Source organism: Variovorax sp. LjRoot175, from assembly GCF_964253805.1.
In the GTDB taxonomy this organism is placed as follows: Bacteria; Pseudomonadota; Gammaproteobacteria; order Burkholderiales; family Burkholderiaceae_C; genus Variovorax.
Map to the genome: position 1 here is coordinate 340,248 of NZ_CAXURY020000004.1, position 21,076 is coordinate 361,323.

Below are 21,076 nucleotides of genomic sequence, written 5' to 3' on the forward strand. Positions count from 1 at the left end.
TCAATTGGATTGAGCCATGCGAACCCGAATCTTCGCGTCGATGTTGTTCAGCTGGATGGGGCTCTTCCCGCCATCCGGCGAGGTGACCGCTGCAGAGGAGCGCATCTATCTCAGCAAGGTCGACATCGAGCGCGTTCTCATTGGCAAGGGCCTCGAGTCGAGGAATCTGTCGACCGGCATGGTGTCGCACTGGGTTTTCCTACCGAATGGCAGTGTCGAGTTCGCCAACAAGAGCGGGCCGGGCAGCGCTTCCGGAACCTGGATCGTTCGAACCGACGGCTTGATGTGCGTGACCATGCTCGCCCGCACGGGTTGCCGCTACTGGTTTCGTCAGGGCGGCGCACTCGCGAATGCGATCAGCAAGGACCCTGATTCGCCGCTGGTGGCCGAGATCGAGTTTGAGTAGCCCAAGGTGTCCAGTCAGACTCGCGCGGCCTTCAGCAGGCTCGACACCGGAATGTCCGTTCTTGGCCGATCTAAGTCGTAGGGCGTTGCGTTGCGAAGGACGGCTTCCGCTGCGAAGCCGAAGTTCAGGTCTGGTAGTCGAAGGGCGCGAAGGGGCCCCAACCGTACGTTTCCCAAGCCTAGAACGCGTGGCGAATTCCCAGGTCGTAGCCCGTCGAGGCCCTGGGGGTGAAGGGCGAAGTGCTGATGAATGCGGGCCCTCCGGTCGTCAGCGCTGAGCCATTCTTGTTGCTTACTCTGGCCAGTGTCGCGTAGAGGGCGGTTCGCTTGGACAGGTTGTGGACGTAGCCCAGCGCGACCTTGCTGGTGCGTGGGTCACCGGGAGATGTGTGCCTCGCGCCGGAGGCCTGGTCGTACCTGACCCTGGCATAGGAGGCCCGGATCAGACCCACGCCAATCGGAACGGTGATGCCCAGCAGATAGCCGCGCAGCTTCGTGTCATTGAACGGCACCAGTGGAGGCACTTCGACATCGCGCTGGAAACTGGAACGCGAAACTTCGCCAAACAGCTTCGCGGGTCCGAAGTCGTACGAGGCGCCAAGGCTGAGCGTCTTGACCGAATCGGTGGTGCCGGCGAAGAACTGGTCGCCTGTGTTGGCGTTGCCAAAGGCCAATGCGACGTCGACGGGTCCCGACGCGTAGCCGAATCGCGCGCCGACATAGCGGCCCGTGCGCGAATTGTTCGCGGCGGCCGGCGTCAGGGTGCTCGGCGCGTATTTCGTCTGCTCGTGAAAGGCGTAGATGGCCTGCCCGTAGAACCCGCCCAGCTTCGGCGGAAGAAAGTAACCGATGCTGTTGCTGGCGCGGTTGTAGCTCGTGCTGTTCCCGAATCCGCCTGCACCGCCCGCTGGGTTCGTGGTGTTCGCCGTGAAGAGGAGGTTGGTTCCTGTACCCACCGCGCCGAACGGGTCGAGCGCTGCGTCGTTGAAGAAGATGGGCGTGTAGTCGCGACCCAGCCTGATTTCGCCGAAGCCGCCCGACAAGCTCAGGGTCGAACGCCGCGAGAACAATGCAACGCCGGTCTGCCCGTCGTCGTTGGTGATGGGAGCCTCGAGCCAGAATCCGGCCGCCAATCCACCGCCAAGATCTTCGGTTCCCCGGAAACCGAGCCGGCTGCTGTTGTAGGCGCCGCTCGTGAGCGCGGTTCGGCTGACCTTGACGCTGCCTCTGGCGCCTCGCGCGTCTTCGGAGCGGTTCGAGAAGCCGCTGACCGCCGCATCGACGAGCCCGAACACAGTGACTGAAGATTGCGCCGACGCGGCGCCGGCGACAGCCATGGCCGTGAGCGAGACGATTTTTTTTCCCATTCAAGTAGCTCCGGAGTTGTAGTCGGCTAGTCGGCGGTCAAACCGATGCGCTTGGCGATCTCGGCGAATCGATCGATGTCGCTGTTCACGATCTTCTGGAATGCCTCGGGCCCATCGCTTGCCGGCGTGTAGCCCAGGTCGCTCAGGACCTTCTGCACGTCGCTGCGCATCAGGATCTTTGCGAATCCTTCGTAGAGGCGCTTTTGGACGTCGACGGACGTGCCCTTGGGTGCGAGCAGGCCGTGCCATTGGTTGAGTTCGTAGCCCGGCAGCCCTTGCTCCGCGACCGTCGGAACGTTGGGCAATTGGCTGAATCGCTCCTTCGACGAAATGGCCAGTGCTCTCAGCTTGCCGCCCTTGACCAGTGGCATGGCGCTGGATGCAGTGACGAGAGCGATGGGAATCTGGCCGCCGACGATGTCGTTCAGCGCCGGTCCGCAGCCCTTGTACGGGACGTGCAGCATGTGGACGCCGGCTCGCAGGTTGATGAGTTCGCCTGCGAGATGCTGCGGCGTGCCGCTCCCGCACGAGCCGAAGGACACCGTGTTTTCTTTCGGCTTGGCCGCCGCCATGACGTCGGCGAAGGTCTTGTAGGGCGAATCCGCCGGCACGACCATCACGGTGGCGACGTAGGCCACGTTGATGATGGCGACGAAGTCGGTCTTCGGATTGAAGGGCAGCGTCCTGAACACGCCGGGATTGATCGCAAACGAACTGTTCACCATCAATAGGGAACCCCCGTCCGCCGGCCGCCCGGCGACATAGCGGGCGCCCAGGTTGCCGCTCGCACCGGGACGATTCTCGACGACCGAGGCCCTGCCCAGGCTGTCGGCCGTGTGGTTGCCGATCAGCCGTGCGAGCACGTCCGTGCCGCCGCCCGGCGGAAAGGTCACGGTGAGCTCGATCGGTTTTGCCGCCGCCTCGCTGCTCTCGCCGGCCATCGCGAAAGGCACCTGTAGGCAGGCGACGACGAACGTTGCGAGCCCGACCAGACGGTTGCATTGCTTCATGCCCGATTCCTTTCGTTGACCCACTTGGATGCCGCTGCCGAGCTGCCGCCGCGCACTGCCTGAGCCTGCGGCCGCTCGGCTGCAATTTCAATCGCTCTCGCGGATTCACCGTCCGGATACGCACTTTGCACCAGCGCCACGCACGCAGCCAGGCTGTCGGAGGTCGCGGCATGGATGCGATACAGCGGATCGCCGACCCGCACCACCTCGCCGACCTGGCACAGCAGGTCGATGCCGCTGCCTTTGTCGACCGGCGCACCGGCCAGCCTCGCGATGCCGGCAATGGTCCAGCCGTCGATCCCGCTCACCACCCCGCCATGCTCCGCGCGCACGGCATAGGTCAGCGCGCTCGGACGCGCCGGCTCGTCGTGCGCTCCCTGCGCCTCGACGATCCGTGCGAAGGTGCGCCGCGCCGCGCCCGATTGCAACAGCGCCTGCGCCGCCGCGCATCCCTTCTCTGCCGAGCCCACCGACGGATCCCAGGCCAGGATTTGGCCGGCAAAGCGCAAGGCCTTTTCGCGCAGGTCGTTGGGCGCGTCCGCGTGGTTGTCGAGCACGAGCAGCACGTCGCGCAACTCCAGCGCCGGACCGATGCCCCGGCCGATGGGCCGGCTGCCGTCGGTTGCCAGCGCGCGCACGTGCAGGCCGATTCCAGCGCCCGTGGCTTCGAACAATGCCGCCAGCTCGAGCGCTGCGTGCTCGGTGCGCAGCTTCGCGTACGGACCGTAGGGCAGGTCGACGATGACGTGGGTCGCGCCCGCCGCCTTCTTCTTCGACAGGATCGACGCCACCGACCAGCGGGTCGAATCGAGGCCCAGCGGCCGGGTCACGGCGTTCATCACTTCGTCCAGCACTGAATGATTGAGGCGGCCATTCCAGGCGATGCAGGCGCGTGCCTCTGCGACGCAGCGCCGCACCTCCTCGACCGTGAGATCGACCCGCGCCACGGCTTCCATGACGTCGGCCGTTCCGGCAGCGGATGTGATGGCGCGCGACGAGGTCTTCGGCATTGTGAGGCCGTGCGCCGCCACCAACGAGACCACGATCGGAGTGATGCGGCTGCCGGGCACGCCACCCATCGAATGTTTGTCGACGACGATGCGCTCGTTCCACGTCAAGCGATGCGCCAGGCTTGTCCTCACGCGGGCCAGGCTCAGGACCTCCGCGTCCGACAGGTGCTGCGTCGCGGCGACGAGGAACGCCGTCAGCTCGCGATCGGCGTACCGTCCCTCCACGATGTCGCGCAGAAGCCTCCGGTATTGCGTTTCGCCCAGCGCTTCGCCGCGTATCTTGCGCACCAGCAGGTCGTGGCTTCGAGCTGCAGGAATCACGCGCACTGCGATTTGGCTGCCTTGTGGTGCACCGAGCGCTTCGAAGGTCTCGCGCGACAAGCCGGCTTCGCCTGCCGCCAGCGCCGTGCCGGCGCCGCCGACATGGACACGGGCCCACACGCGCGAGATACCGCGACCGCCAACGGCCGACAGTTCCACCTGCTCGCCGCCGTGCCATGCGGGCAGGACGGATGAAAAATGAACCACCCGATCCGCGCCGCTGCGCATCTCCAGGCACCGGATCGTCGCCCAGCCGCAAAACGATTCGAGCGCTTCAACGAAGTGGTCGATGCCTTCGGCCAGGCTTGCGTCGTTGTCCACCCCGAGCGAGCGCACCGATGCCGGAATCGACTCGCCGCGCCGGGCCAGCCGCAGGTGCGTTTCTTCCTCACGCTCGCGCCCCCGGGCGGCAATGCGCCTCGCCAGCACTTCCGGCGCGGCCGTTACGTCGATCACGACCAAGCGTGCCAGGCACTGCGACAGCTGCGCGATGACGCTGCGCGAACCGTTGGCGATCACGTGCTGCCCAGCCTCCAACGCAGTCCGCAACGACGCGGGTAAGCCGTAACACAGACCGTGCGCGCGCCACGTCACCAGAAAGTCCCCGGCGCTTTCGCGTCGATCGAATTCCGCAGCCGAGACGCTTTCATGGTCTTCGCCCGGCGCCGCCGCCGGACGCGTGATCGTGCGCTTGGCGAAGACATGGCGCGCCTGCGCCGACAGCCGCTGTCGCGCGCCGTCGATCAGCGAGTCCTTCCCCGCGCCGCTCGGGCCGACGACGAGGAAGAAGGTGCCGCTTTCCATTTCGGCTACCGGGCTTCGTCGAGGCCGATGTCGACGGCAATCGCAGCCTGCGTGATGCGGCTCGTCGAGATGTAGTCGACGCCGGTTTCTGCGATCGGGCGAATCGTCTCCAGGCGAATTCCGCCCGAGGCCTCGACCTTGGTGCGGCCCTCCACCATGCGCACGGCCTGTCGCATATCGCCCACCGACATGTTGTCCAGCATGATCACGTCCACGCCCGCCTTCAGCGCCTGCGCGACCTGGTCCAGGCGATCGCATTCGACTTCCAGTTTGGTCAGCACCGGCAGCGAGCGGCGCGCGCGGGCGACTGCCGCCTCGATGCTGCCGCAGACCGCGATGTGGTTGTCCTTGATCATCACGCCGCCGTCCAGGCCCAGGCGGTGATTCAGGCCGCCGCCGCAGAGCACGGCGTGCTTCTCCAGCATGCGCAGGCCCGGCGTGGTCTTGCGGCTGTCGATCAGCCTGGCCTGGGTGCCCGCGATGGCGTCCACGTATTTCGCCGTCTCGTTGGCGATGCCGCACAGCCGCTGCATGATGTTCAGCGCGGTGCGCTCGGCCGTCAGTACGCTGCGCGCCGAGCCTTTCACCGCAATCAGTATCGCGCCGCGTTCTACGCGTTCTCCATCGGACACGAGGACGTCCACCTCCAGCGAAGGGTCGTAGCGCTTGAACACGTGCGCCGCTACGTCGACGCCCGCCACGATCGCGGCTTCCCGCGCATTCATGCAGAACGCACCGCGCTCGTCCTTGTCGATCATGGTCTGAACCGTCAAGTCACAGCCTCCGACGTCCTCTGCCAGCCATTGATCGATTAGGCGATCGGTCATGAACGGGTCGTACATATCGCGCTCCTGGATGCGGCCTCGGCGGCCTTTTGGGTTGGAATCAACTCAATAAAATTAGCTATCGAAGTTCATTAGTCTAGATCAGACGCCGACGTTGTCAACACAATATTTGATCTCTAATATGATTATGCTGCCGTGGCGGGAGACAGTGCGGGTGCAGCAACGAAGCGATGGGGATCAGCATCTATCATGTGCGCAGCGTTCCCCCCGGGACGTGCGCCGCCGCCATCCCACTGCCTTCCAGAACCCTCGTCCTGCATGCCATGAGAGACAGACAGCCCCCACCGCTTGCCGATTCACCCGAGGACACTCAAGAGCGGCTGGCGCATGTGGTCAAGGATGCGGCGCGGGCTTACGTGCGCGCATTGCAGATGCGACTGGTGTCGCACGCGGTTTCTTACGGCCACTGGTCTGTTCTCCGCGTGCTCTGGCTGCGTGACGGCCTGTCGCAGCGAGAACTCAGCGTTCGCGCCGGCATCACCGAACCGACCACCTTCACCGCCGTCAAGGCGCTCGAAACGCTCGGCTATGTCGAGCGCATGCACCTGCCGGGCAACGACCGCAAGGTCCATGTCTATCTGACGAAACTGGGCAAGCAGTTGCAGCGCAAGCTCGTCCCCCTGGCAGAGGAGGTCAACGAGATCAGCGTGCGTGGCATCCCGGCAGAGGATGTGGAAACCACCCGGCGGGTCTTGCTGGCCATCACCGCCGCGTTGGCGGAGGACGAAGCTGCCGCCGAAGGCACGAAGCGGCGCGTGCCTTCGACGCGCGAGCTGGGCAACCGGCTCACGCGCATCGAGCCCACGGCCACTTAGCCACGCCAATGCGCCGTTCGCGGGGCGTGTGCGGCAACAACGGAATGGACAAACGATGGAAGTCAGAAAGTTGTCGAAGTGGAACGAGTTCGTCGAACTGACGGAGGCTCAGACGGGCTGGGCATTTCGCGGGGAAGTTTCGGCGCAGTGGCCTCTGGTGAGTTCGCTCACTCGGCGACTGCAGGTCTATGCACCTGATTCTTCGCTTTGGCCGCTGCGCGAGGAGCGTTCGTTGCGCGTGTTCCGCCGCAAGGCGCACATCTATCGCACCTCTCCCGCCGCGTTGCAAGACGACCTTCGCTGCCTGGCGCTCATGCAGCACCATGGTGCGCCCACGCGATTGCTCGATTTCACCAAGTCGCCTTACGTCGCAGCATTCTTCGCGCTCGAAGATGCGGTCACCGACGCGGCGGTCTATGCCCTCAACACGCCCGCTCTGTGGTCGGCATCGCCGACATTCGATCCAGCGCTGACGCGTGAAGTGATCGATCCGCGCGTCGCGGGCAACTTCGAGAAGTATTTCATGGTGAACCAGTTGCCCATCGTCTGGTTCGGCGAACCGCTGGAGATGGATCAGAGACTGGTCGCGCAGTCGGGCTTGTTCGTCTTGCCAGGCATATTGGATCAGCCACTTCACCGCATTCTCGACGGTTATGTGGCAGACGAGCCGGTCATCGTCAAATACGTGCTGCCCCTTGAGATGCGCGCACAGGCGATGCAGTCCCTCTATCGCATGAACGTCACGAACTCGACGCTCTTTCCGGATCTCGATGGTTTGGCCCGTTCCATGGCCTACGAATTGGAAGTCGTCTGGGAACGGCTGATCGCGGAATACCACGAGCGCGCTAACGTTCAGAAGCCGTAGCTGGCCCATGTTGGTGTTGATGCCCAATCGGGCCTTGTGCACACGGTGGTCGCCACGGCAGCCAACGTCAACGACGTGACGCAAGCCGGCGCGCTGCTTCACGGCGAGGAGACGGTGGCCTTCGGCGATGCTGGCTATCGGGGTGTCGACAAACGCGAAGAAGCGCGGGGGCCCGAAGTGGAACGTGGCGATGCAGCCGGGCAAGCGTCGGCAATTGGACCCGACGCGCAAGTGGGCGCGCCTGCTGGAGAAGGCCGAGCAGCTGAAGGCGAGCGTGCGGGCCAAGGTCGAGCACACATTCCACGTGATCAAGAACCTGTTTCGTCACAAGAAGACGCGCTACAAGGGACTGGCCAAGAACGAGGCACAGCTGTTCAGCCTGTTCGGGCTGGCCAACCTGGTCATCGCCAAGAGGTCGCTGCTGGCCGCTCATGCCCGAGGTGCGTCTTGAATGCAGAAAGTGCCCTCCCAAGAGGCACAAAACGCCTGGCTGAGGCTCCACATCGCGATGTCGACGGGCTTCACGACTGCATTGGCTCGCGGGATGTCCTCAACTTGGGCTGCGACGCTCATAGATCACCATCTCCCTAGACTAGAAGAGCGGCGCAAGACTAGCGGCGCAGTATTCCAAGCCACTCCTTCTGCGCTGCGCTCAATGCGCTATCAGGAGTCAGCATGGCCGTCGCGAGGGCGGCACGAGACTCGGCCTCGGGGACCGGCAAGGGGGCGCGCAACAGCGCGTCGAGCACTTGGCCGGCCTTGAGCAGCGTCTGTCCGTACAGTTCGAAGATCGCTGACACGCTCACGTGCTGCGCCGGATCGTCGAGCCAGCAGTCGTAGTCGGTAACGAGGCCGACCGTCGCATAGGCCATCTGCGCTTCCCGGGCCAGGAACGCCTCGGGCACATTGGTCATCCCAACCAGCTGGCATCCCGCCTGCTGAAGGAACAGGCTCTCGGCTTGCGTGCCGAGGCGCGGACCTTCGACACAGGCATATGTTATGCCGCGATGCAACTTGACACCAATACGCCCAGCCGCGGCTTCCACGGCATCCACCAGCGGTGCGCTGACCGGCTTGGCCGTGGACACGTGCGCGGCAACTCCGTCTCCGAAGAATGTCCGGGCGCGTTGGCCGCGCGTCCAATCGAAATACTGCTCAGGCATCGCGAGGTCGCCGGGTTGCACTTCATGCTTCAGACTGCCCACGGCTGAAAAGCCCAGCAGCATGGTTGCGCCGGCCCTCTTCAGTGCATAGACATTGGCGCGGTAATTGACCTCGTGCGGTAGGAGGCGGTGCCCGGCTCCGTGTCGTGCGAGGAATAGCACGTCCTGGCCGTGCAGCCGTCCGCGCAGAACATCCCCAGAGGGCACCCCGAAGGGGGTCGCGTCGCTGATGCGCTTGTCGATGGCCAAGCCGGGCAGGTCGTAGAGGCCGGTGCCTCCGATGATTGCGAGCATGAATTAGTCCTCCAAACGAATGGCATCGCTCGGGGTGTACTCTGGCCCCCGCGCGATGCGATGAAAATACGAGTCATGGGCGTCACTGCCCAGTGGCCACTGCGCGAGGAATCGACGTTGAACTTCCGCCGAATCGATCTCGATGGACAGTGCGTCTATGTAGGTCTCACCGTGCCGGACGCCAAAGCGCCGCTGAAGCCCGTCGAATGGCCGCAGGGCTACGCGGGTGAGCAACCCCGCTCCATCACCTTGAAAGTTGGGCATGCCTGCGGAGCCGTTGTTGAAAACCCAACCGTGCCGCTGATCAGGCAGCCGCAGCGACTGGAAGACGGGTAGACAGGTGTGCGTGCAGGCGAATGCATCGACCCGTGCCGCATGAAACCAGCCGCGGACACCATCGCGGTGCTCGGGGTCACGCAGATGTTCCTGCGCAAAGCCCCAGCCCGCGAGTGATTGCGCATCGCCGTGCACCAGGCCCAGGCGCAGGTTGCCGACGTCCGCACGCTGCCACATGGGCAGAGTCGCCAGTTCGGCTCGCTGAGCCACCGTTGTCGCACCCCGCAGGCGACGGAGGATGCGGTTGGAGCGTTCGACCGTGGCATCCCCTACCCAGTCCGGGTACGCGCAGCCGCACCCAGTCTCGTCTGAAGCCGCATCATTCGCGAGTTCAGTTTCGACGTTGCCGCGGAGCGCGGTGTGCGCCAGGACCTCTCGCTGCACGCGGGCGAACACGCCGGGGTCCACATCGAACCAGTGAAAGTCGCCGTTGAAGACGAGGCGCTTGCGGCCGCTTTCACGCTCGAACAGCCGTAGCACCTCGTGCAGTGCCACTTCGTTGCCATAGAGCCCTCCGACCACATACAGCACATCCAGGCCGTGGAATTCGTGTGGCGCCTCACCGGCAAATTCTCGGGGATCGTAGCGGTAGTTCAGCGGGCAACTGCGTCCCGCACCTGCGTGGTGGTCGGCGCCCGCGACGCTTCCTTGTGAAGCGGGAGTCTCGAGTGAGTCGTGCATGTTGATGGGTATGAGGGGTGCTAGGGTCAGGTTCCGGTGATATCCGCGCTCCACGCGAGGTGCGGCCGATCAAAAGCAGGGTTTGCTGCTGCGGTCTCGGTTGGGGAGCGCTCCGACAAGGCATATAGACGAGCCAGGCGCTCGGTGCTGGCCTCGGCGCGCGGCACGTCGAACTCGATCCGTCCATTGGCCAGTCCGATGACCCGATCCGCCAATCGCGGAATCAGGCCGGCGTGGTGCACGACCGTGATCAACGTGGCCGCTTGCGCTGCGGTCCTCAGTGCCGAGCAGACCTGCTCGGTGGCGCCGGGATCCAGAGCCGACGTGGGCTCGTCGGCGAGGATCAATCGAGGGCGCTGCAACAGCATCCGCGCGATGCTCACCTTCTGGCGTTCACCGCCGGAGAGCTTGTCGGCCCGAGTGCGGGCAAGCTCGCCGAGTCCCAACGAAGCCAGCGCAGCATCGGCCTCGGCATGGAGACTTGCCGGATACAGGCGGGTCCAACTGCGCCAACGCGATATGTGGCCCGGTCGCGCCAACGCGCCGATGATCACGTTCTCGCGCGCCGTCAGCCGCGGCATCAGATGAAGACCTTGCATGGCCTGCCCGATCTCGGAGCGCAAGGCGCGCCATTCCTGGCGGCTGAGCGCTTGCTGAGCGTCGGGTCCGAAGGATCGGCCGAGTACGGACATCCGCCCGCGCGTCGCCGAAGCGAAGCCGCCGAGCACGCGCAGCAAGGTGCTCTTCCCGGCGCCATTGGGGCCGATGAGGGCCACCCGCTCGCCGTGGCGGATGGAAACCTCCGGCACGTCCAATAACGTGCGCCCGCCAGCCTTCACGATGAGCCCGCGTACATGAACCGCTGCTTGCAGCGTCACGGTCTTCACAACAGGGCCTGCCGAATGCGACGAGACAGCAGATCGAACGCGGTCACGAGAGCGATCACGATCAGCAGGATCGTGGCCAGTCGACTCCACTGGAAGAGACTCGCCGCCTCGGAGATCAGAAGGCCCAGGCCCCCGGCACCGATCAGCCCGAGGATCGTGGAGTCTCGGATGTTGAACTCCCAGACATAGAGGTGATTGCTGACGAACTGCGGCAGCACCGATGGCCACACAGCGCTGAAGAAAACTTGCGCTGGCGTGGCTCCGGTGGCGCGCACCGCGTCGATCGACCCCATGTCCAGGGTTTCGATGCTCTCGGCATAGAGCTTGCCGTAGGTGCCCATCGAATGCAGCGCAATCGCCAGGATGCCGGCGGTTGGCCCCAGACCGACAATGCCCACCAGAACCAGCCCGAAGACGAGCGTGTGGACGGCGCGGGAGATGTTCAATATGCCCTTGGCCATCCATGCCAACAGCCTAGGCGCGTTCAGGTTTTGGGCGCTGAGCAACCCGAGCGGCAGTGCCAGCACGGCCGCCAGCAGCGAGCCGAGCGTGGCGATCTGGAATGTGACCCAGGTGGCCCGGCCAAGCGCAGAAATGAACTCCGTCTCGACTGCGCGCCTGTTCTCCGCGCGCAGCAGCGTACCGTCCTCGCTGCGGTACTCGAGCCGCTGCGGGCCGAACCAGACATCGAGGAAGCTGGGCCGCGCGAAATCAGCCAACGACTTCATCAGGTTGTCCCAGGGGTTGCGCCCCAGGGACAGCTCACCAGCGGTGGCCAGCGTGCCTAGACAGGCGATGACGATGCCGAGGTACAGCAGGGCCACCCCCATGAAGCGCCCCCGCCCGGGCTCGACTCCTGACAAAGCACGGTGGACGAATCCGATCATGGCGGCTGCACTCTCACTTGGGGCTCAGCTTGCCCGTGGCGAAACCCGCATCGCGGATTGGCTTGTAGAAGCCGTTGTCCCTGGCCACGAAGCCGGTATAGTGCGCGGGGAGCAACTTGGGCTGGGCCTTCAGCATGGGGCCCACTTCGGCCAATGCGTCCTGCAGCCGCTTCACGAAGGCCTTGTCCTTGAACAGCGTCGTGCTGACCGCGAATGCGTCATTGGGCAGCGGAGCCGACTGCCAGATGATCTTGCTGCGATCCGCCTTGATGAGCCCCTGATCGATCATGGCGGTGCGATTGCGGTTGTAGTCCGCTCCCGCATCGAGTTGGCCGGCCGTGACCTGTGTCTGGATGGTCTGGTGCTTGGTGTAGAGCACTCGGGCGAAATGCTTCTCCGGATCGAGGCCCTGCTGCATGAAGAAGTGCTGCGGTATCAGGTAGCCGGATGTCGAGCCTTTGTCTCCGAAGGCGAACGTCCGGCCCTTGCCCTTGGGCCCGATCAGGTCCTGCACGTTGTTCAGGCCTGAATCCGGGTGGGTGACGATCATCGCGAAATACTCTGGCTTGTCGTCGTAGAGGATGGTCGAGACGACTTGGGCATCAGAGTAGTGGTTGGCCAGAACGTAGCCCCAAGGACCCATCAGTGCGAGGTCGGTCTCGCCGTTGGCGATCGATTTGGCGAGGCCCTCCCAGCTGTCCACGGTGCGCAGTTCCACTGGCCGACCCAGGCGCTGCGCAAGGTGCTGCGCCAGCGGCCGATACGTCGCGTCGTTGCGCTCCTTGTCGGGTTGGAACAGCCCAACACCGAACTTGAGCGGTGTGTCCTGCGCGTGGGCAGATGAAATGCCGGCCAAGCCGGAAGCGGCCAGCGCCAGGGTGGATATCGCGCCGAGGGCGGCAGCGCGTCGAGTAACTCGGTTCATGAGGGATCTCCTGTCGAAGTGGTGGTGATCGTGGTGGCGGCTTTGACCGTCGGCGGGGCTGAAGCACGAGCGAGGGCAAACCGGCGGATGAAGTCTCGGTCGATGCGGTCTTTCCAGCGCCAGGCCCAACGGCCCTCGAGCCCGACGCCACCGCGAGAGGCGATCGCCCGGCCATCTCCGGTGGCGAGCAGGACAAGGAAGCGGCGCTGAGGTGCGTACGCTGCAGCGCGACCATGACCCAGCGCCGCACGCAGGTTGCGGTCGAGCACCGGCCCCATGCGCACCGCGTAGACGCCGGCCTTGGGCAAGGGTTCGGCACATTCGGCGCAGTCGCCGACGGCAAAAACCTGCGGGTGGGAGAGCGAGCGCAGTTGTGTGTCGACGCGGATGAAGCCCCGCTCGGTCGCCGCCAGGCCACCTCGCTGCTGCACATCGCGTTGCCAAGGCTGAGCCTCGGCTCCGGTAGCCCAAAGCACGAGATCGCTGTCGGCGGTGACCGTTTCATGCCATGCCGTGCCCAGTCGGGTGCTGACGCCGGCGCGCTCCAGGGTGCGTCCAGCAGCACGCACCGCAGCTGGTGCAAAGCCAGGCAGTAAGGCTGCGCTGCGAGTTACCAAGGCCCCTCGCACAATGCTTCCGGGGCGTTCGGCGCGCAGGCGGGCCAGCACGGCGAGCAGCGATTCGATGCCCGCGGCGCCTCCGCCAACGGTTGTGACGGTAAATGGCCCCTCGTTGTAAGGACGCATCCGCCAGTGCTGCAGCAGGCCTTCCCAACGCTCACGCAACAAGGCAATTGGGCGCAGCGCCAGGACCGCCGTCGCGCTGTCTGGAGGAGGGGCAAGTGTGGAGCCGACGTTGAGCGACAAAAGGTCGTAGTCGAGCTCGACGCCCGACTTCAGAAGGATGCGCCGTCGGGGAGCATCCAGTGCCGCGAGTTCATCGCGCAGGAAGCTGGCACCTGACGCCGCACAAAGGGCCGGGACGTCGATGCAGATCTCTTCAAATGCGTAGTTGCCCGCAAGCCATCCGGGAACCATGCCCGAGTACGGGGCCAAGGCCACCGGTGACACCATCACCAGTTCCACGCCGGGAAGGGGATGATCCGCCCAGCGGCGCAACACCTGCGCATGGGCGTGACCGGCACCAACGAGGATGACCCGCTTCATGTCTCCCACCCGTCCGGAAGGTGCACGAGATCGGCAGGCTCATCGATGTCCGCCACCGCCTCCAGTTCGACCCAGGTCAGACCGACCGCCTTCGCACGGTCTCGGGTCTGCGCCATGACTTCGGCCGTGCTCCACCGGACGCCCACGAAGAGCTCCGGGGCTGGTCTGCGCAGACCGACCAGGGCATACCCACCGTCGAGCGCAGGCACGAAGACGGCATCATGCTGCTGCAAGGCCCACCTTGCCTCGCCCAGCCGCGCCGCTCCCAACGCAGGCGCGTCGGTGCCGATCAGCAATGCCTGCCGGTGTGTGGCGAGCGTTCTCGACAGCGCACGAGCCATGCGCGCCCCCAGATCCCCCGCGCCCTGCGAACTGAGCGTCAAACCGAACCTGCCCGCCAGCCGTTGGAATGACGGGTGGCTGGAATCGGGCGCCGTGCAGAGCTCGACATGATCGAAGCCGGCGGATGCGGCATGTGCCACGCAGTGCTCCAGGAGCCGCTCGGCCAGCGCAGCAGCGCCGACAGCCCCGAGCGCGGGCGCGAGCCGGGTCTTGGCAAAACCCGCCACCGGAGCCTTGGCAAAGATCAGCAGTGCCGTGGTCATCGGTACGCCTGCGCCAATGCATGAGCCGACTCTCCCCGCCAATACCGCCAGCGCAGACGCCACATCAGGAGAATCGTTCGCCACACCCCCCTGTTCTCCCAGCGACGTCCCGAGGTCGTCACCCGCTCACGCAGGCAGGCAGGTCGTGCGAGCGCGCGCAGCCGGCGCGAAATCTCGATGTCCTCCATCAAGGGCTGATCGGGAAACCCTCCTACTCGTTCGAACCATGCGCGACGCACGAAGATTGCCTGGTCACCCGTGGCGACGCCGCTCAGGCGGGAGCGCAGATTCATCATGGCAGCCACGACACGAAGCATCGGCGGCCGTCCGTCGATGCGCACGTCGAAGCGCCCCCAGCCCGCGCCCTGGTCCACCTCCCCGAGCACCAAAGCATCCGCGTTCTCCGGCAGCAGCGTATCGGCGTGCAGGAACAGCAGCGTATCGGCGCTCGACTGCGCGGCCCCGGCGTTGAGCTGCCGCGCCCGCCCCCGCGGTGCGGTGACGACTGCATCGGCCCAAGGAGCTGCCAGGGACGGCGTCGCATCGCGACTGCCACCGTCGACGACAATCACCTCGACGCGGCGCGCGCGCAGTGGTGCCAGCGCGTGGAGCGTGCCTTCGATGCCAGCCGCTTCGTTGAGCACCGGAATGACGATTGAGAGCGTGGGTTTCATAGGGTGTCGTTCAACGCCCAGTCGTAGTCAATGAAGACGATGCCAACCTTGCCGCCGCGGATGCGCTCCCGGTGGGCAGGCGAGTCGGCCGGCAGTTCGGCGTACCTCGCAGCAAGGTCCGTCAGAGAGCCGATGCCGTGATGACCGAGTCGGGAGTCCGCCCCGTACCAGTCGAAGACCTTCGAGAGCTCGATCCGATCGCGCTGCTCATTGAACCGGTTGCGCGCGCGGTCGCTCAAGAACCGCCGTGTTTGCTGTTCAAGCTGTGCGTCCAGTCGCTCAGCGACATAGGCCTCTTCACGCAGCATCGGGCAGCCGATCGAGGCGCAGTTGAGAGCAAAGTGCACGCGCGGATCGTCGTAGCGGCCACGTGCGCGCAGCATCTCGTGTTCGATGTCGTCGAGCGACACGCTCGTACCCAGCAGCGGGATCCACTTCGGCGTCCAGGGGCTGCTGAGCAGGTTGCCAAGATCCTTGATGGTCTTCAGGCCTCGATACTTCGTGAGGACCAGCTCGACCGTGAACGCGTTGTAGGCATTGAGCAGGAAAGCCTGCTGCTGTGGCTTGCCGAAGCCGCTGAAGGCCGACTCGGTCACAGTGGAAAGTTCGTCCAGGTAGCGCTTCAAGGCAGCACGGTCCGAAGCGAATCCCGAGTAGTGCACCCGGGAAGCCGCGCCGCCTCGCAACAGAACCACATGCTTCCTCAACAGCGAGGTCCAGGCCGCGTGGGCGTGGTCGAAGTCCAGAGCAAGAGACCAAGGAGCGATCATCGCGGCAGCTGCGCCGGCGCCTGCCCGCATGGCAGTTCGGCGGGTTGGCTTCATGCGCGCTCCCAAGCGTGATAGTGCTTCACCCACTCCAGCAGCTTCTGCGGGGCGTGAGCGCGCTTCCACTCGCCAGCTGCGTACTTGTTGGCCTCGGCAAGCGTGGGGTAGATGTGGATCGTGCCGAGAATCTTGTTCAGGCCGAGGCCATGTTTCATGGCCAGTACGTATTCGGCCAGCAAGTCACCCGCATGCTCCCCGACAATGGACACGCCGAGGATCTTGTCCCTGCCAGGCACGGTCAGCACTTTGACGAAGCCATGCGCGGTGCCGTCGGCGATGGCGCGATCGAGATCGTCAATGCCATACCGAGTGACCTCGTGGGCAATGCCCCGTTCCCTCGCCTCGGTCTCCGTGAGGCCCACTCGCGCCACCTCGGGGTCGGTGAAGGTGGCGCTGGGAATCAGCGAATAGTCGGCCTTGAACTTTCTGAAGCGTCCGAAGAGCGCGTTGACCGCGGCGTACCACGCCTGGTGGGCGGCCATGTGGGTGAGTTGGAACGGTCCAGCCACATCACCCACCGCGTAAATGTTGGGGTACAGCGTCTGCAAGTAGGCATTGGTCTCGATGGTCTTGCTCTGCGTCAGCGGGATGCCCAGTTCTTCCAGCCCGTAGCCGGCGACGCGAGCGCTGCGCCCCACCGCGCACAGCAGCTGGTCGAACTCGACAGCGAACTCGCGCTCACCGTGCCTCACGATCAGGCGCTTCTGTCCATCGAGAATCTCCGCCCTGATCGCCTGGTGGCAGGTCAGGACGTTGACGCCGTCCTCGCGCAGCGAGGCCTCCACCAGCACCGAGACCTCCGGGTCCTCGCGCGTCATCACGCGCGGCGCCAGCTCCACCTGAGTCACCTTTGCCCCCAGCCGGGCGAAGCTCTGCGCCAGTTCGCAGCCCATCGACCCACCGCCGAGCACCACCAGGCGCTTGGGCAGTTCCGTAAGGCCCCACACCGTGTCGCTGGTCAGGAAGCCGGTGTCCTGGAGACCCGGAATCGGAGGAACGAACGGGCTGCCGCCAGCGGCGATGACGATATTCCGGGTGGTCAGCGTTTGCGTGGTGCCGTCCGCAAGCGCCACTGCGACGCTCCACGGACTGGCAATGCGAGCGTGACCCAGCAGCACCTGCACGCCAAGGGCGCTATAGCGCTCCATGGAATCGTGCGGCTCGATGTCGCGGATCACGCCATGCACCCGCTTCATCACCGCGGCGAAGTCCACCTCTCCGCTGACATTCCTGACGCCGAGGCTGTCAGCCTGCTTCAACTGCTTGGCCAGCTTGGCCGAGCGGATCAGCGCCTTGCTTGGAACACAGCCGAAGTTCAGGCAGTCGCCCCCCATCTTGTGGCCTTCTATCAGTGTGACTTTGGCCTTCACCGTGGCGGAGATGTACGCCGAGACCAAACCCCCCGCGCCAGCGCCGATGACGACGAGGTTGCGATCGAAGGTTTTGGGCCGGTTCCACTTTGCGTACACCTTGCGGCGCTGCCGCCATCCCACCACGGCCTTGGCGACCAAGGGGAAGGCGCCCAACAACACGAAGCTGCCCAACAGGGCCGGCGACAGAATGTTCGCGGGTGACTGGATCGCGGCGAGTCGGGTTCCTGCATTCACGTACACCGCTGTGCCGGCCAGCATGCCGATCTGGCTCGCAACGTAGAAGCGCGCCGAACTGATAGGCGTCAGGCCCATCAGGAGATTGATCAGCCAGAACGGGAACACGGGCACCAGGCGCAGCGTCAACAGGTAGAACATGCCATCGCGGCGGAACCCCTCATTGATCGGCGCCAGTGACTTCGCGAAACGCGCCTGAACGACGTCTCGCAGCAGGTAGCGCGAAACCAGGAATGCCAGCAGTGCGCCCAGGCTTGAGGCGAACGACACGACCAGGATCCCGACCCCAAGGCCGAACATTGCGCCCGCCGCCAGCGTCAGGATTGCTGCACCAGGAATCGACAGGGCCGTGGCGGCCACATAGACAGCAGAAAACGACAGCAGTGTCAGCAGTGGCCGTGCTTCGTAAGCACCCAGCAGGGCATCACGGCTCGCCTTGAGATTGGCGAGCGTCAGTAGCTCCGCTAGGCCGAGTTGCTGGTAGAGCACGACAGCGACGAGCGCAGCGATCCCGGCGCCGACACGCAGCGCCATCCTGGAGGAAGCCGACATCAGGCGTTGCCCTCGGACGCACCAAGAACTGGCTCAGCGTCCAGTACGCCGCTGCAACTGCTGCCCTGCCCGGCCGTGCAGCCATAGCAGTGGTCCGCAATGCGGATGCTCTCCCCTGCCGGGTCATGTCCGAGCAGGTCACTTAGATGTGGATGCGTCAGGTCGCCCAAGCGCGCGCGCAAGCCGAGCATCTGGTTGAAATCGCAGTCATACAGGTTCCCCTGCCAGTCCACGCTCACGATGCTGCGGCACATGACGCTATCGAGGTTCTCCTCTCGATAAGAGTCGCGCAGCAGCTTCATGTAGCTCCTGAACGTGCCCTTGCTGATGAGGGTGCTGCCGAACCGCTGGACCGGCATGTTGGTCAGCGCGAACAGGCGGTTGAAGCGGATGCCGAAGTGCAAGAGCAGCTCGCGCTTGTAGTCGGTTTCGAGTTTTCCTTGCGGCGGAGGGAGCGACGGGCCCTGAGGGTTGTAGACGAGGTTGAGGACCAGGTCAGTCCCGTCCTGCCCGTATCCCAGAGCATTGAGTTGGCGCAGGCCAGCGATACTGCGATCGAAGACGCCATCGCCGCGCTGTCGATCCACGTTGGCCGGTGAGTAGCAAGGCAGCGATGCGGTGACCTCCACGCCCTGCTCGGCCAAGAAGGCGGCGAGATCCTCCTGCCCCGGCTCCGACAGGATGGTCAGATTGCAGCGGTCGATGACCTTGACGCCAAGGGCGCGCGCACTGCGGACCAGACCACGGAAGTGCTCGGAAAGTTCAGGGGCACCGCCCGTGAGATCCAACGTCGCGACTTTGCGTTTCTCAAGCACCTCCAAGACCAGGTCGATGGTGTAGCCAGCCATCATCTCGGTTCGGCTCGGCCCCGCATTGACGTGGCAGTGCAGGCAACTCTGATTGCACTTGTAGCCGAGGCTGACTTGCAGCGTATCGAGGCGGCCACGCCGGATCGGCGGGAAGTCGGTGGCGATGAGCAGTGGTAGCGTAGGGCGCATGGGGTTGTGTTCCTTCGGACGTGCCGTGCCGGCAATGGCCGGATCGGAGGAGGCGAACTTGGCTGTTCGACACGGGTAGCATTCAGAGAGCGGACGTCGCTGCGTTACGCAGGCGTGTCACGACCCCGCTTGATTTGTTGTCGTAGCAAATGGTGATGCCGCATCGGCTACGGCTGCGCGCGGCGAGCCTGATCGCGCTCACCGCACGAACCGAACTGGCGACCGCCCCGCTCGAAAACGCGGCATTCGCGAGATCCGGTTCGCCATGGCCCAATGTCTCTATGCGACCGCGGGGAAGTCGATGGCGGTGTCGTTGATGCGATTGAACACGTTCGTGAAGACAGTCACCGCGATCGCCAGGCTGATGTCCACCAGTTGAGCGTCTGTGTACCCGGCCGCCTTGATCGCCGAGAACTCTTCCTGGCTGATCGTGCCGCTGGTTCGCACCAGCTTGCCGACGAAGCGCACGAGCGCATCGCGCTTGGCATCGCCCGTGGGCAGCCCGGCGCGGATTTGCGCGAGCACTTCGGGGGGCAGGCCTGTGAGCTTGCCGAGCAGGCTGTGCGCGGCAACGCAATAGTCGCAGCCCGCGACCTTGCTGACCACCAGCTTGATCGTTTCCTGGTCCTGCTTGCTCAGCGAACCCACCGCCAGCGCCCCGTCGGCCTGGAGGACGGCCTTCAACGCGGCCGGGCCATGCGCGCCGATCGTCGCGAAGGTATTGGGCACGCCGCCAGCGGCCTTCTTGATCTGGGCGTACACCTCGGCGGTGGCGCCGGTTGCTGATGCGATGGCAGGGGTAGCGATACGGGTCATGAAAAACTCCAGTGAACAAAGGTTGTTGAGGAGTTGTGACTGTAGGCGCGCCACTTGAGACTTATAAGTCTCTAATATCTCATTATACTATCAGTTCGTCTCATCACGCGGCCTCGCCGACTCTCCCCATGGACTGGCTCAGCAAGCTTCTGCACATGATCCCGGTCAGCGGACAGCTCGAGCTCCGCTGTCTCTACGGCGCGCCCTGGCGGGTGGTCTACGAGCCGTCACCTGCCGGGGAAATGCCCTATCACGTCGTGCTCAGCGGTTCCGCCGTCCTGGAGAGTCGGGATGGCGCTCCGCCAAGGCAACTCACGGCGGGAGACATCGTGTTGCTGTCCCACGGGTCCGCACATGTTCTGCACGACGGCAGCGGCGCCGCGCCGGCACAAGTGCGCGAGCGCGAGAACCAGAACTTCGTCGTCAGCGAGAACGCGGGCGCCGGCGATCGGCTGGACATGCTGTGCGGCCGCTTCGTTCTCGAGCCGCAGCAGGACCGGCTGATGCGCGGCTACCTGCCCTCGACCCTGGTGGTGCATTCCGCTGGCCAGGATGCCGCGGCGCGAGCGACCGGCGTGCAACTGGCGAGCCTGGTAGGGCTGATGCGCACGGAGTCGACCGGCGACAGCCTGGGCGGCCACGCCATGCTGAATGCCCTGTCCGCGGCCCTGTTCGCGCTGACGTTGAGGATGGCCGGCGAATCGGATGAAGCGCCCGTCGGACTGCTCGCCCTGGCGGGTCATCCGCGCCTGGCACCCGCGCTCGCGGCAATGTTGCGGGAGCCTGCGCGCCCATGGACCTTGCCCGAGTTGGCGCGCCTTTGCCACATGTCGCGGGCGACCCTGGCGCGGCACTTCCAGGACAGAGTGGGTCGCTCCGCAAGCGACCTGTTGACGGACATCCGGATGAGCATCGCGACCAATGAATTGAAGAAGCCATCGATCTCCACCGAAGTCGTGGCGGAAATGGTCGGATACCAGTCCGTTGGTGCCTTCAGACTCGCCTTCAAGCAACGCATGGGCGTGTCGCCCGCGGAGTGGCGCCGTGCAGCGCGCCTGTCTGCATCGGAATCCCAGGAAAACTAGCCCGGATATTTCACCAGCAGGCCGATGTGCCGTCGACCGAGCCTGCTGAGGGCCATTGAGCGTGGTCTTGCATGCAGTGTGAGCTAGTGGATGGAGTGGCGGCTGTTTTGGGCACACGACCCCCTTACCCC

Annotated in this window: 20 protein-coding genes and 1 pseudogene; 5 read left to right on the top strand and 16 right to left on the bottom strand. The window is 64.9% G+C overall.

The genetic code is table 11. The features are described from left to right. Positions 1-16 precede the first annotated feature (16 nt). The gene (locus tag ACSQ89_RS42775) at positions 17-406 is read left to right on the top strand and encodes a hypothetical protein (RefSeq protein WP_436291957.1); all 390 of its coding nucleotides are present in this window, start codon (positions 17-19) and stop codon (positions 404-406) included. A gap of 178 nt (positions 407-584) precedes the next feature. Here the strand turns inward: ACSQ89_RS42775 and ACSQ89_RS42780 are convergent, their stop codons facing one another. The 4 genes from ACSQ89_RS42780 to nadC form a co-directional block, all read right to left on the bottom strand. Continuing rightward, positions 585-1,772, bottom strand: a complete 1,188-nt coding sequence (locus ACSQ89_RS42780) for a porin (RefSeq protein WP_436298210.1) — start codon at positions 1,770-1,772, stop codon at positions 585-587. Positions 1,773-1,798: 26 nt separating this feature from the next. Continuing rightward, positions 1,799-2,713, bottom strand: a complete 915-nt coding sequence (locus ACSQ89_RS42785; RefSeq protein ID WP_436291973.1) for a Bug family tripartite tricarboxylate transporter substrate binding protein — start codon at positions 2,711-2,713, stop codon at positions 1,799-1,801. Between the two features lie 65 nt (positions 2,714-2,778). Continuing rightward, positions 2,779-4,917 (bottom strand): phosphonate metabolism protein/1,5-bisphosphokinase (PRPP-forming) PhnN, encoded by a 2,139-nt coding sequence (phnN, locus tag ACSQ89_RS42790; RefSeq protein WP_436291955.1) that lies wholly within the window; start codon positions 4,915-4,917, stop codon positions 2,779-2,781. Positions 4,918-4,922: 5 nt separating this feature from the next. Next, positions 4,923-5,690 (bottom strand): carboxylating nicotinate-nucleotide diphosphorylase, encoded by a 768-nt coding sequence (gene nadC, locus ACSQ89_RS42795; RefSeq protein ID WP_436291954.1) that lies wholly within the window; start codon positions 5,688-5,690, stop codon positions 4,923-4,925. A gap of 335 nt (positions 5,691-6,025) precedes the next feature. On the opposite strand from nadC, the gene ACSQ89_RS42800 reads away from it, so the two are divergent. The 3 genes and pseudogenes from ACSQ89_RS42800 to ACSQ89_RS42810 form a co-directional block, all read left to right on the top strand. After that, positions 6,026-6,577, top strand: coding sequence for a MarR family winged helix-turn-helix transcriptional regulator (locus ACSQ89_RS42800; RefSeq protein WP_436291972.1), 552 nt, complete (start codon positions 6,026-6,028; stop codon positions 6,575-6,577). Positions 6,578-6,632: 55 nt separating this feature from the next. Further along, a complete protein-coding gene (locus tag ACSQ89_RS42805) occupies positions 6,633-7,442 on the top strand; it encodes an FRG domain-containing protein (RefSeq protein ID WP_436291953.1) in 810 nt (269 codons plus the stop codon). 3 nt (positions 7,443-7,445) lie between these two features. Beyond that, positions 7,446-7,893 (top strand): annotated as a pseudogene (locus ACSQ89_RS42810) (transposase); the annotation flags it as partial. A 160-nt stretch (positions 7,894-8,053) separates the two neighbouring features. Here ACSQ89_RS42810 and ACSQ89_RS42815 read toward each other — a convergent pair. The 12 genes from ACSQ89_RS42815 to ACSQ89_RS42870 all read right to left on the bottom strand — a co-directional run bounded on the left by ACSQ89_RS42815 (position 8,054) and on the right by ACSQ89_RS42870 (position 19,860). After that, positions 8,054-8,899, bottom strand: a complete 846-nt coding sequence (locus ACSQ89_RS42815; protein ID WP_436291952.1) for an MTAP family purine nucleoside phosphorylase — start codon at positions 8,897-8,899, stop codon at positions 8,054-8,056. A gap of 3 nt (positions 8,900-8,902) precedes the next feature. Then, positions 8,903-9,916, bottom strand: coding sequence for a hypothetical protein (locus tag ACSQ89_RS42820; RefSeq protein ID WP_436291951.1), 1,014 nt, complete (start codon positions 9,914-9,916; stop codon positions 8,903-8,905). Between the two features lie 26 nt (positions 9,917-9,942). Next, the gene (locus ACSQ89_RS42825; RefSeq protein WP_436291950.1) at positions 9,943-10,803 is read right to left on the bottom strand and encodes a phosphonate ABC transporter ATP-binding protein; all 861 of its coding nucleotides are present in this window, start codon (positions 10,801-10,803) and stop codon (positions 9,943-9,945) included. Beyond that, positions 10,800-11,690, bottom strand: a complete 891-nt coding sequence (phnE, locus tag ACSQ89_RS42830; RefSeq protein ID WP_436291949.1) for a phosphonate ABC transporter, permease protein PhnE — start codon at positions 11,688-11,690, stop codon at positions 10,800-10,802. The genes ACSQ89_RS42825 and phnE overlap by 4 nt, the downstream gene beginning before the upstream one ends. A gap of 13 nt (positions 11,691-11,703) precedes the next feature. Then, positions 11,704-12,615: a phosphate/phosphite/phosphonate ABC transporter substrate-binding protein gene (locus tag ACSQ89_RS42835; protein ID WP_436291948.1), complete on the bottom strand. Its 912-nt coding sequence runs from the start codon at positions 12,613-12,615 to the stop codon at positions 11,704-11,706. Further along, positions 12,612-13,781, bottom strand: coding sequence for an FAD-dependent oxidoreductase (locus ACSQ89_RS42840; RefSeq protein WP_436291947.1), 1,170 nt, complete (start codon positions 13,779-13,781; stop codon positions 12,612-12,614). The genes ACSQ89_RS42835 and ACSQ89_RS42840 overlap by 4 nt, the downstream gene beginning before the upstream one ends. Further along, on the bottom strand, positions 13,778-14,386 hold the full coding sequence (locus ACSQ89_RS42845) for a TIGR04282 family arsenosugar biosynthesis glycosyltransferase (protein ID WP_436291946.1): 609 nt from the start codon (positions 14,384-14,386) through the stop codon (positions 13,778-13,780). The genes ACSQ89_RS42840 and ACSQ89_RS42845 overlap by 4 nt, the downstream gene beginning before the upstream one ends. Then, a complete protein-coding gene (locus ACSQ89_RS42850) occupies positions 14,383-15,060 on the bottom strand; it encodes a TIGR04283 family arsenosugar biosynthesis glycosyltransferase (protein WP_436291945.1) in 678 nt (225 codons plus the stop codon). Before ACSQ89_RS42850 ends, ACSQ89_RS42845 begins: the two co-directional genes overlap by 4 nt. Next, positions 15,057-15,884: a DUF547 domain-containing protein gene (locus tag ACSQ89_RS42855; RefSeq protein ID WP_436291944.1), complete on the bottom strand. Its 828-nt coding sequence runs from the start codon at positions 15,882-15,884 to the stop codon at positions 15,057-15,059. Before ACSQ89_RS42855 ends, ACSQ89_RS42850 begins: the two co-directional genes overlap by 4 nt. Further along, on the bottom strand, positions 15,881-18,046 hold the full coding sequence (locus ACSQ89_RS42860) for an FAD-dependent oxidoreductase (RefSeq protein WP_436291943.1): 2,166 nt from the start codon (positions 18,044-18,046) through the stop codon (positions 15,881-15,883). Before ACSQ89_RS42860 ends, ACSQ89_RS42855 begins: the two co-directional genes overlap by 4 nt. Beyond that, entirely contained in the window at positions 18,046-19,044 is a 999-nt protein-coding gene (gene arsS / locus ACSQ89_RS42865; protein WP_436291942.1) for an arsenosugar biosynthesis radical SAM (seleno)protein ArsS, read from the bottom strand. The genes ACSQ89_RS42860 and arsS overlap by 1 nt, the downstream gene beginning before the upstream one ends. Positions 19,045-19,323: 279 nt before the next feature. After that, on the bottom strand, positions 19,324-19,860 hold the full coding sequence (locus ACSQ89_RS42870; RefSeq protein ID WP_436291941.1) for a carboxymuconolactone decarboxylase family protein: 537 nt from the start codon (positions 19,858-19,860) through the stop codon (positions 19,324-19,326). A 128-nt stretch (positions 19,861-19,988) separates the two neighbouring features. On the opposite strand from ACSQ89_RS42870, the gene ACSQ89_RS42875 reads away from it, so the two are divergent. Further along, a complete protein-coding gene (locus tag ACSQ89_RS42875; protein ID WP_436291940.1) occupies positions 19,989-20,945 on the top strand; it encodes a cupin domain-containing protein in 957 nt (318 codons plus the stop codon). Positions 20,946-21,076: the final 131 nt, after the last annotated feature.

Coding starts and splice junctions, on each gene's coding strand:
- ACSQ89_RS42775 (WP_436291957.1), top strand. CDS start 17: ATGCGAACCCGAATCTTCGCGTCGATGTTGTTCAGCTGGATGGGGCTC.
- ACSQ89_RS42780 (WP_436298210.1), bottom strand. CDS start 1,772: ATGGGAAAAAAAATCGTCTCGCTCACGGCCATGGCTGTCGCCGGCGCC.
- ACSQ89_RS42785 (WP_436291973.1), bottom strand. CDS start 2,713: ATGGCCGGCGAGAGCAGCGAGGCGGCGGCAAAACCGATCGAGCTCACC.
- phnN (WP_436291955.1), bottom strand. CDS start 4,917: ATGGAAAGCGGCACCTTCTTCCTCGTCGTCGGCCCGAGCGGCGCGGGG.
- ACSQ89_RS42800 (WP_436291972.1), top strand. CDS start 6,026: ATGAGAGACAGACAGCCCCCACCGCTTGCCGATTCACCCGAGGACACT.
- ACSQ89_RS42805 (WP_436291953.1), top strand. CDS start 6,633: ATGGAAGTCAGAAAGTTGTCGAAGTGGAACGAGTTCGTCGAACTGACG.
- ACSQ89_RS42815 (WP_436291952.1), bottom strand. CDS start 8,899: ATGCTCGCAATCATCGGAGGCACCGGCCTCTACGACCTGCCCGGCTTG.
- ACSQ89_RS42820 (WP_436291951.1), bottom strand. CDS start 9,916: ATGCACGACTCACTCGAGACTCCCGCTTCACAAGGAAGCGTCGCGGGC.
- phnE (WP_436291949.1), bottom strand. CDS start 11,690: ATGATCGGATTCGTCCACCGTGCTTTGTCAGGAGTCGAGCCCGGGCGG.
- ACSQ89_RS42835 (WP_436291948.1), bottom strand. CDS start 12,615: ATGAACCGAGTTACTCGACGCGCTGCCGCCCTCGGCGCGATATCCACC.
- ACSQ89_RS42840 (WP_436291947.1), bottom strand. CDS start 13,781: ATGAAGCGGGTCATCCTCGTTGGTGCCGGTCACGCCCATGCGCAGGTG.
- ACSQ89_RS42845 (WP_436291946.1), bottom strand. CDS start 14,386: ATGACCACGGCACTGCTGATCTTTGCCAAGGCTCCGGTGGCGGGTTTT.
- ACSQ89_RS42850 (WP_436291945.1), bottom strand. CDS start 15,060: ATGAAACCCACGCTCTCAATCGTCATTCCGGTGCTCAACGAAGCGGCT.
- ACSQ89_RS42855 (WP_436291944.1), bottom strand. CDS start 15,884: ATGAAGCCAACCCGCCGAACTGCCATGCGGGCAGGCGCCGGCGCAGCT.
- ACSQ89_RS42860 (WP_436291943.1), bottom strand. CDS start 18,046: ATGTCGGCTTCCTCCAGGATGGCGCTGCGTGTCGGCGCCGGGATCGCT.
- arsS (WP_436291942.1), bottom strand. CDS start 19,044: ATGCGCCCTACGCTACCACTGCTCATCGCCACCGACTTCCCGCCGATC.
- ACSQ89_RS42870 (WP_436291941.1), bottom strand. CDS start 19,860: ATGACCCGTATCGCTACCCCTGCCATCGCATCAGCAACCGGCGCCACC.
- ACSQ89_RS42875 (WP_436291940.1), top strand. CDS start 19,989: ATGGACTGGCTCAGCAAGCTTCTGCACATGATCCCGGTCAGCGGACAG.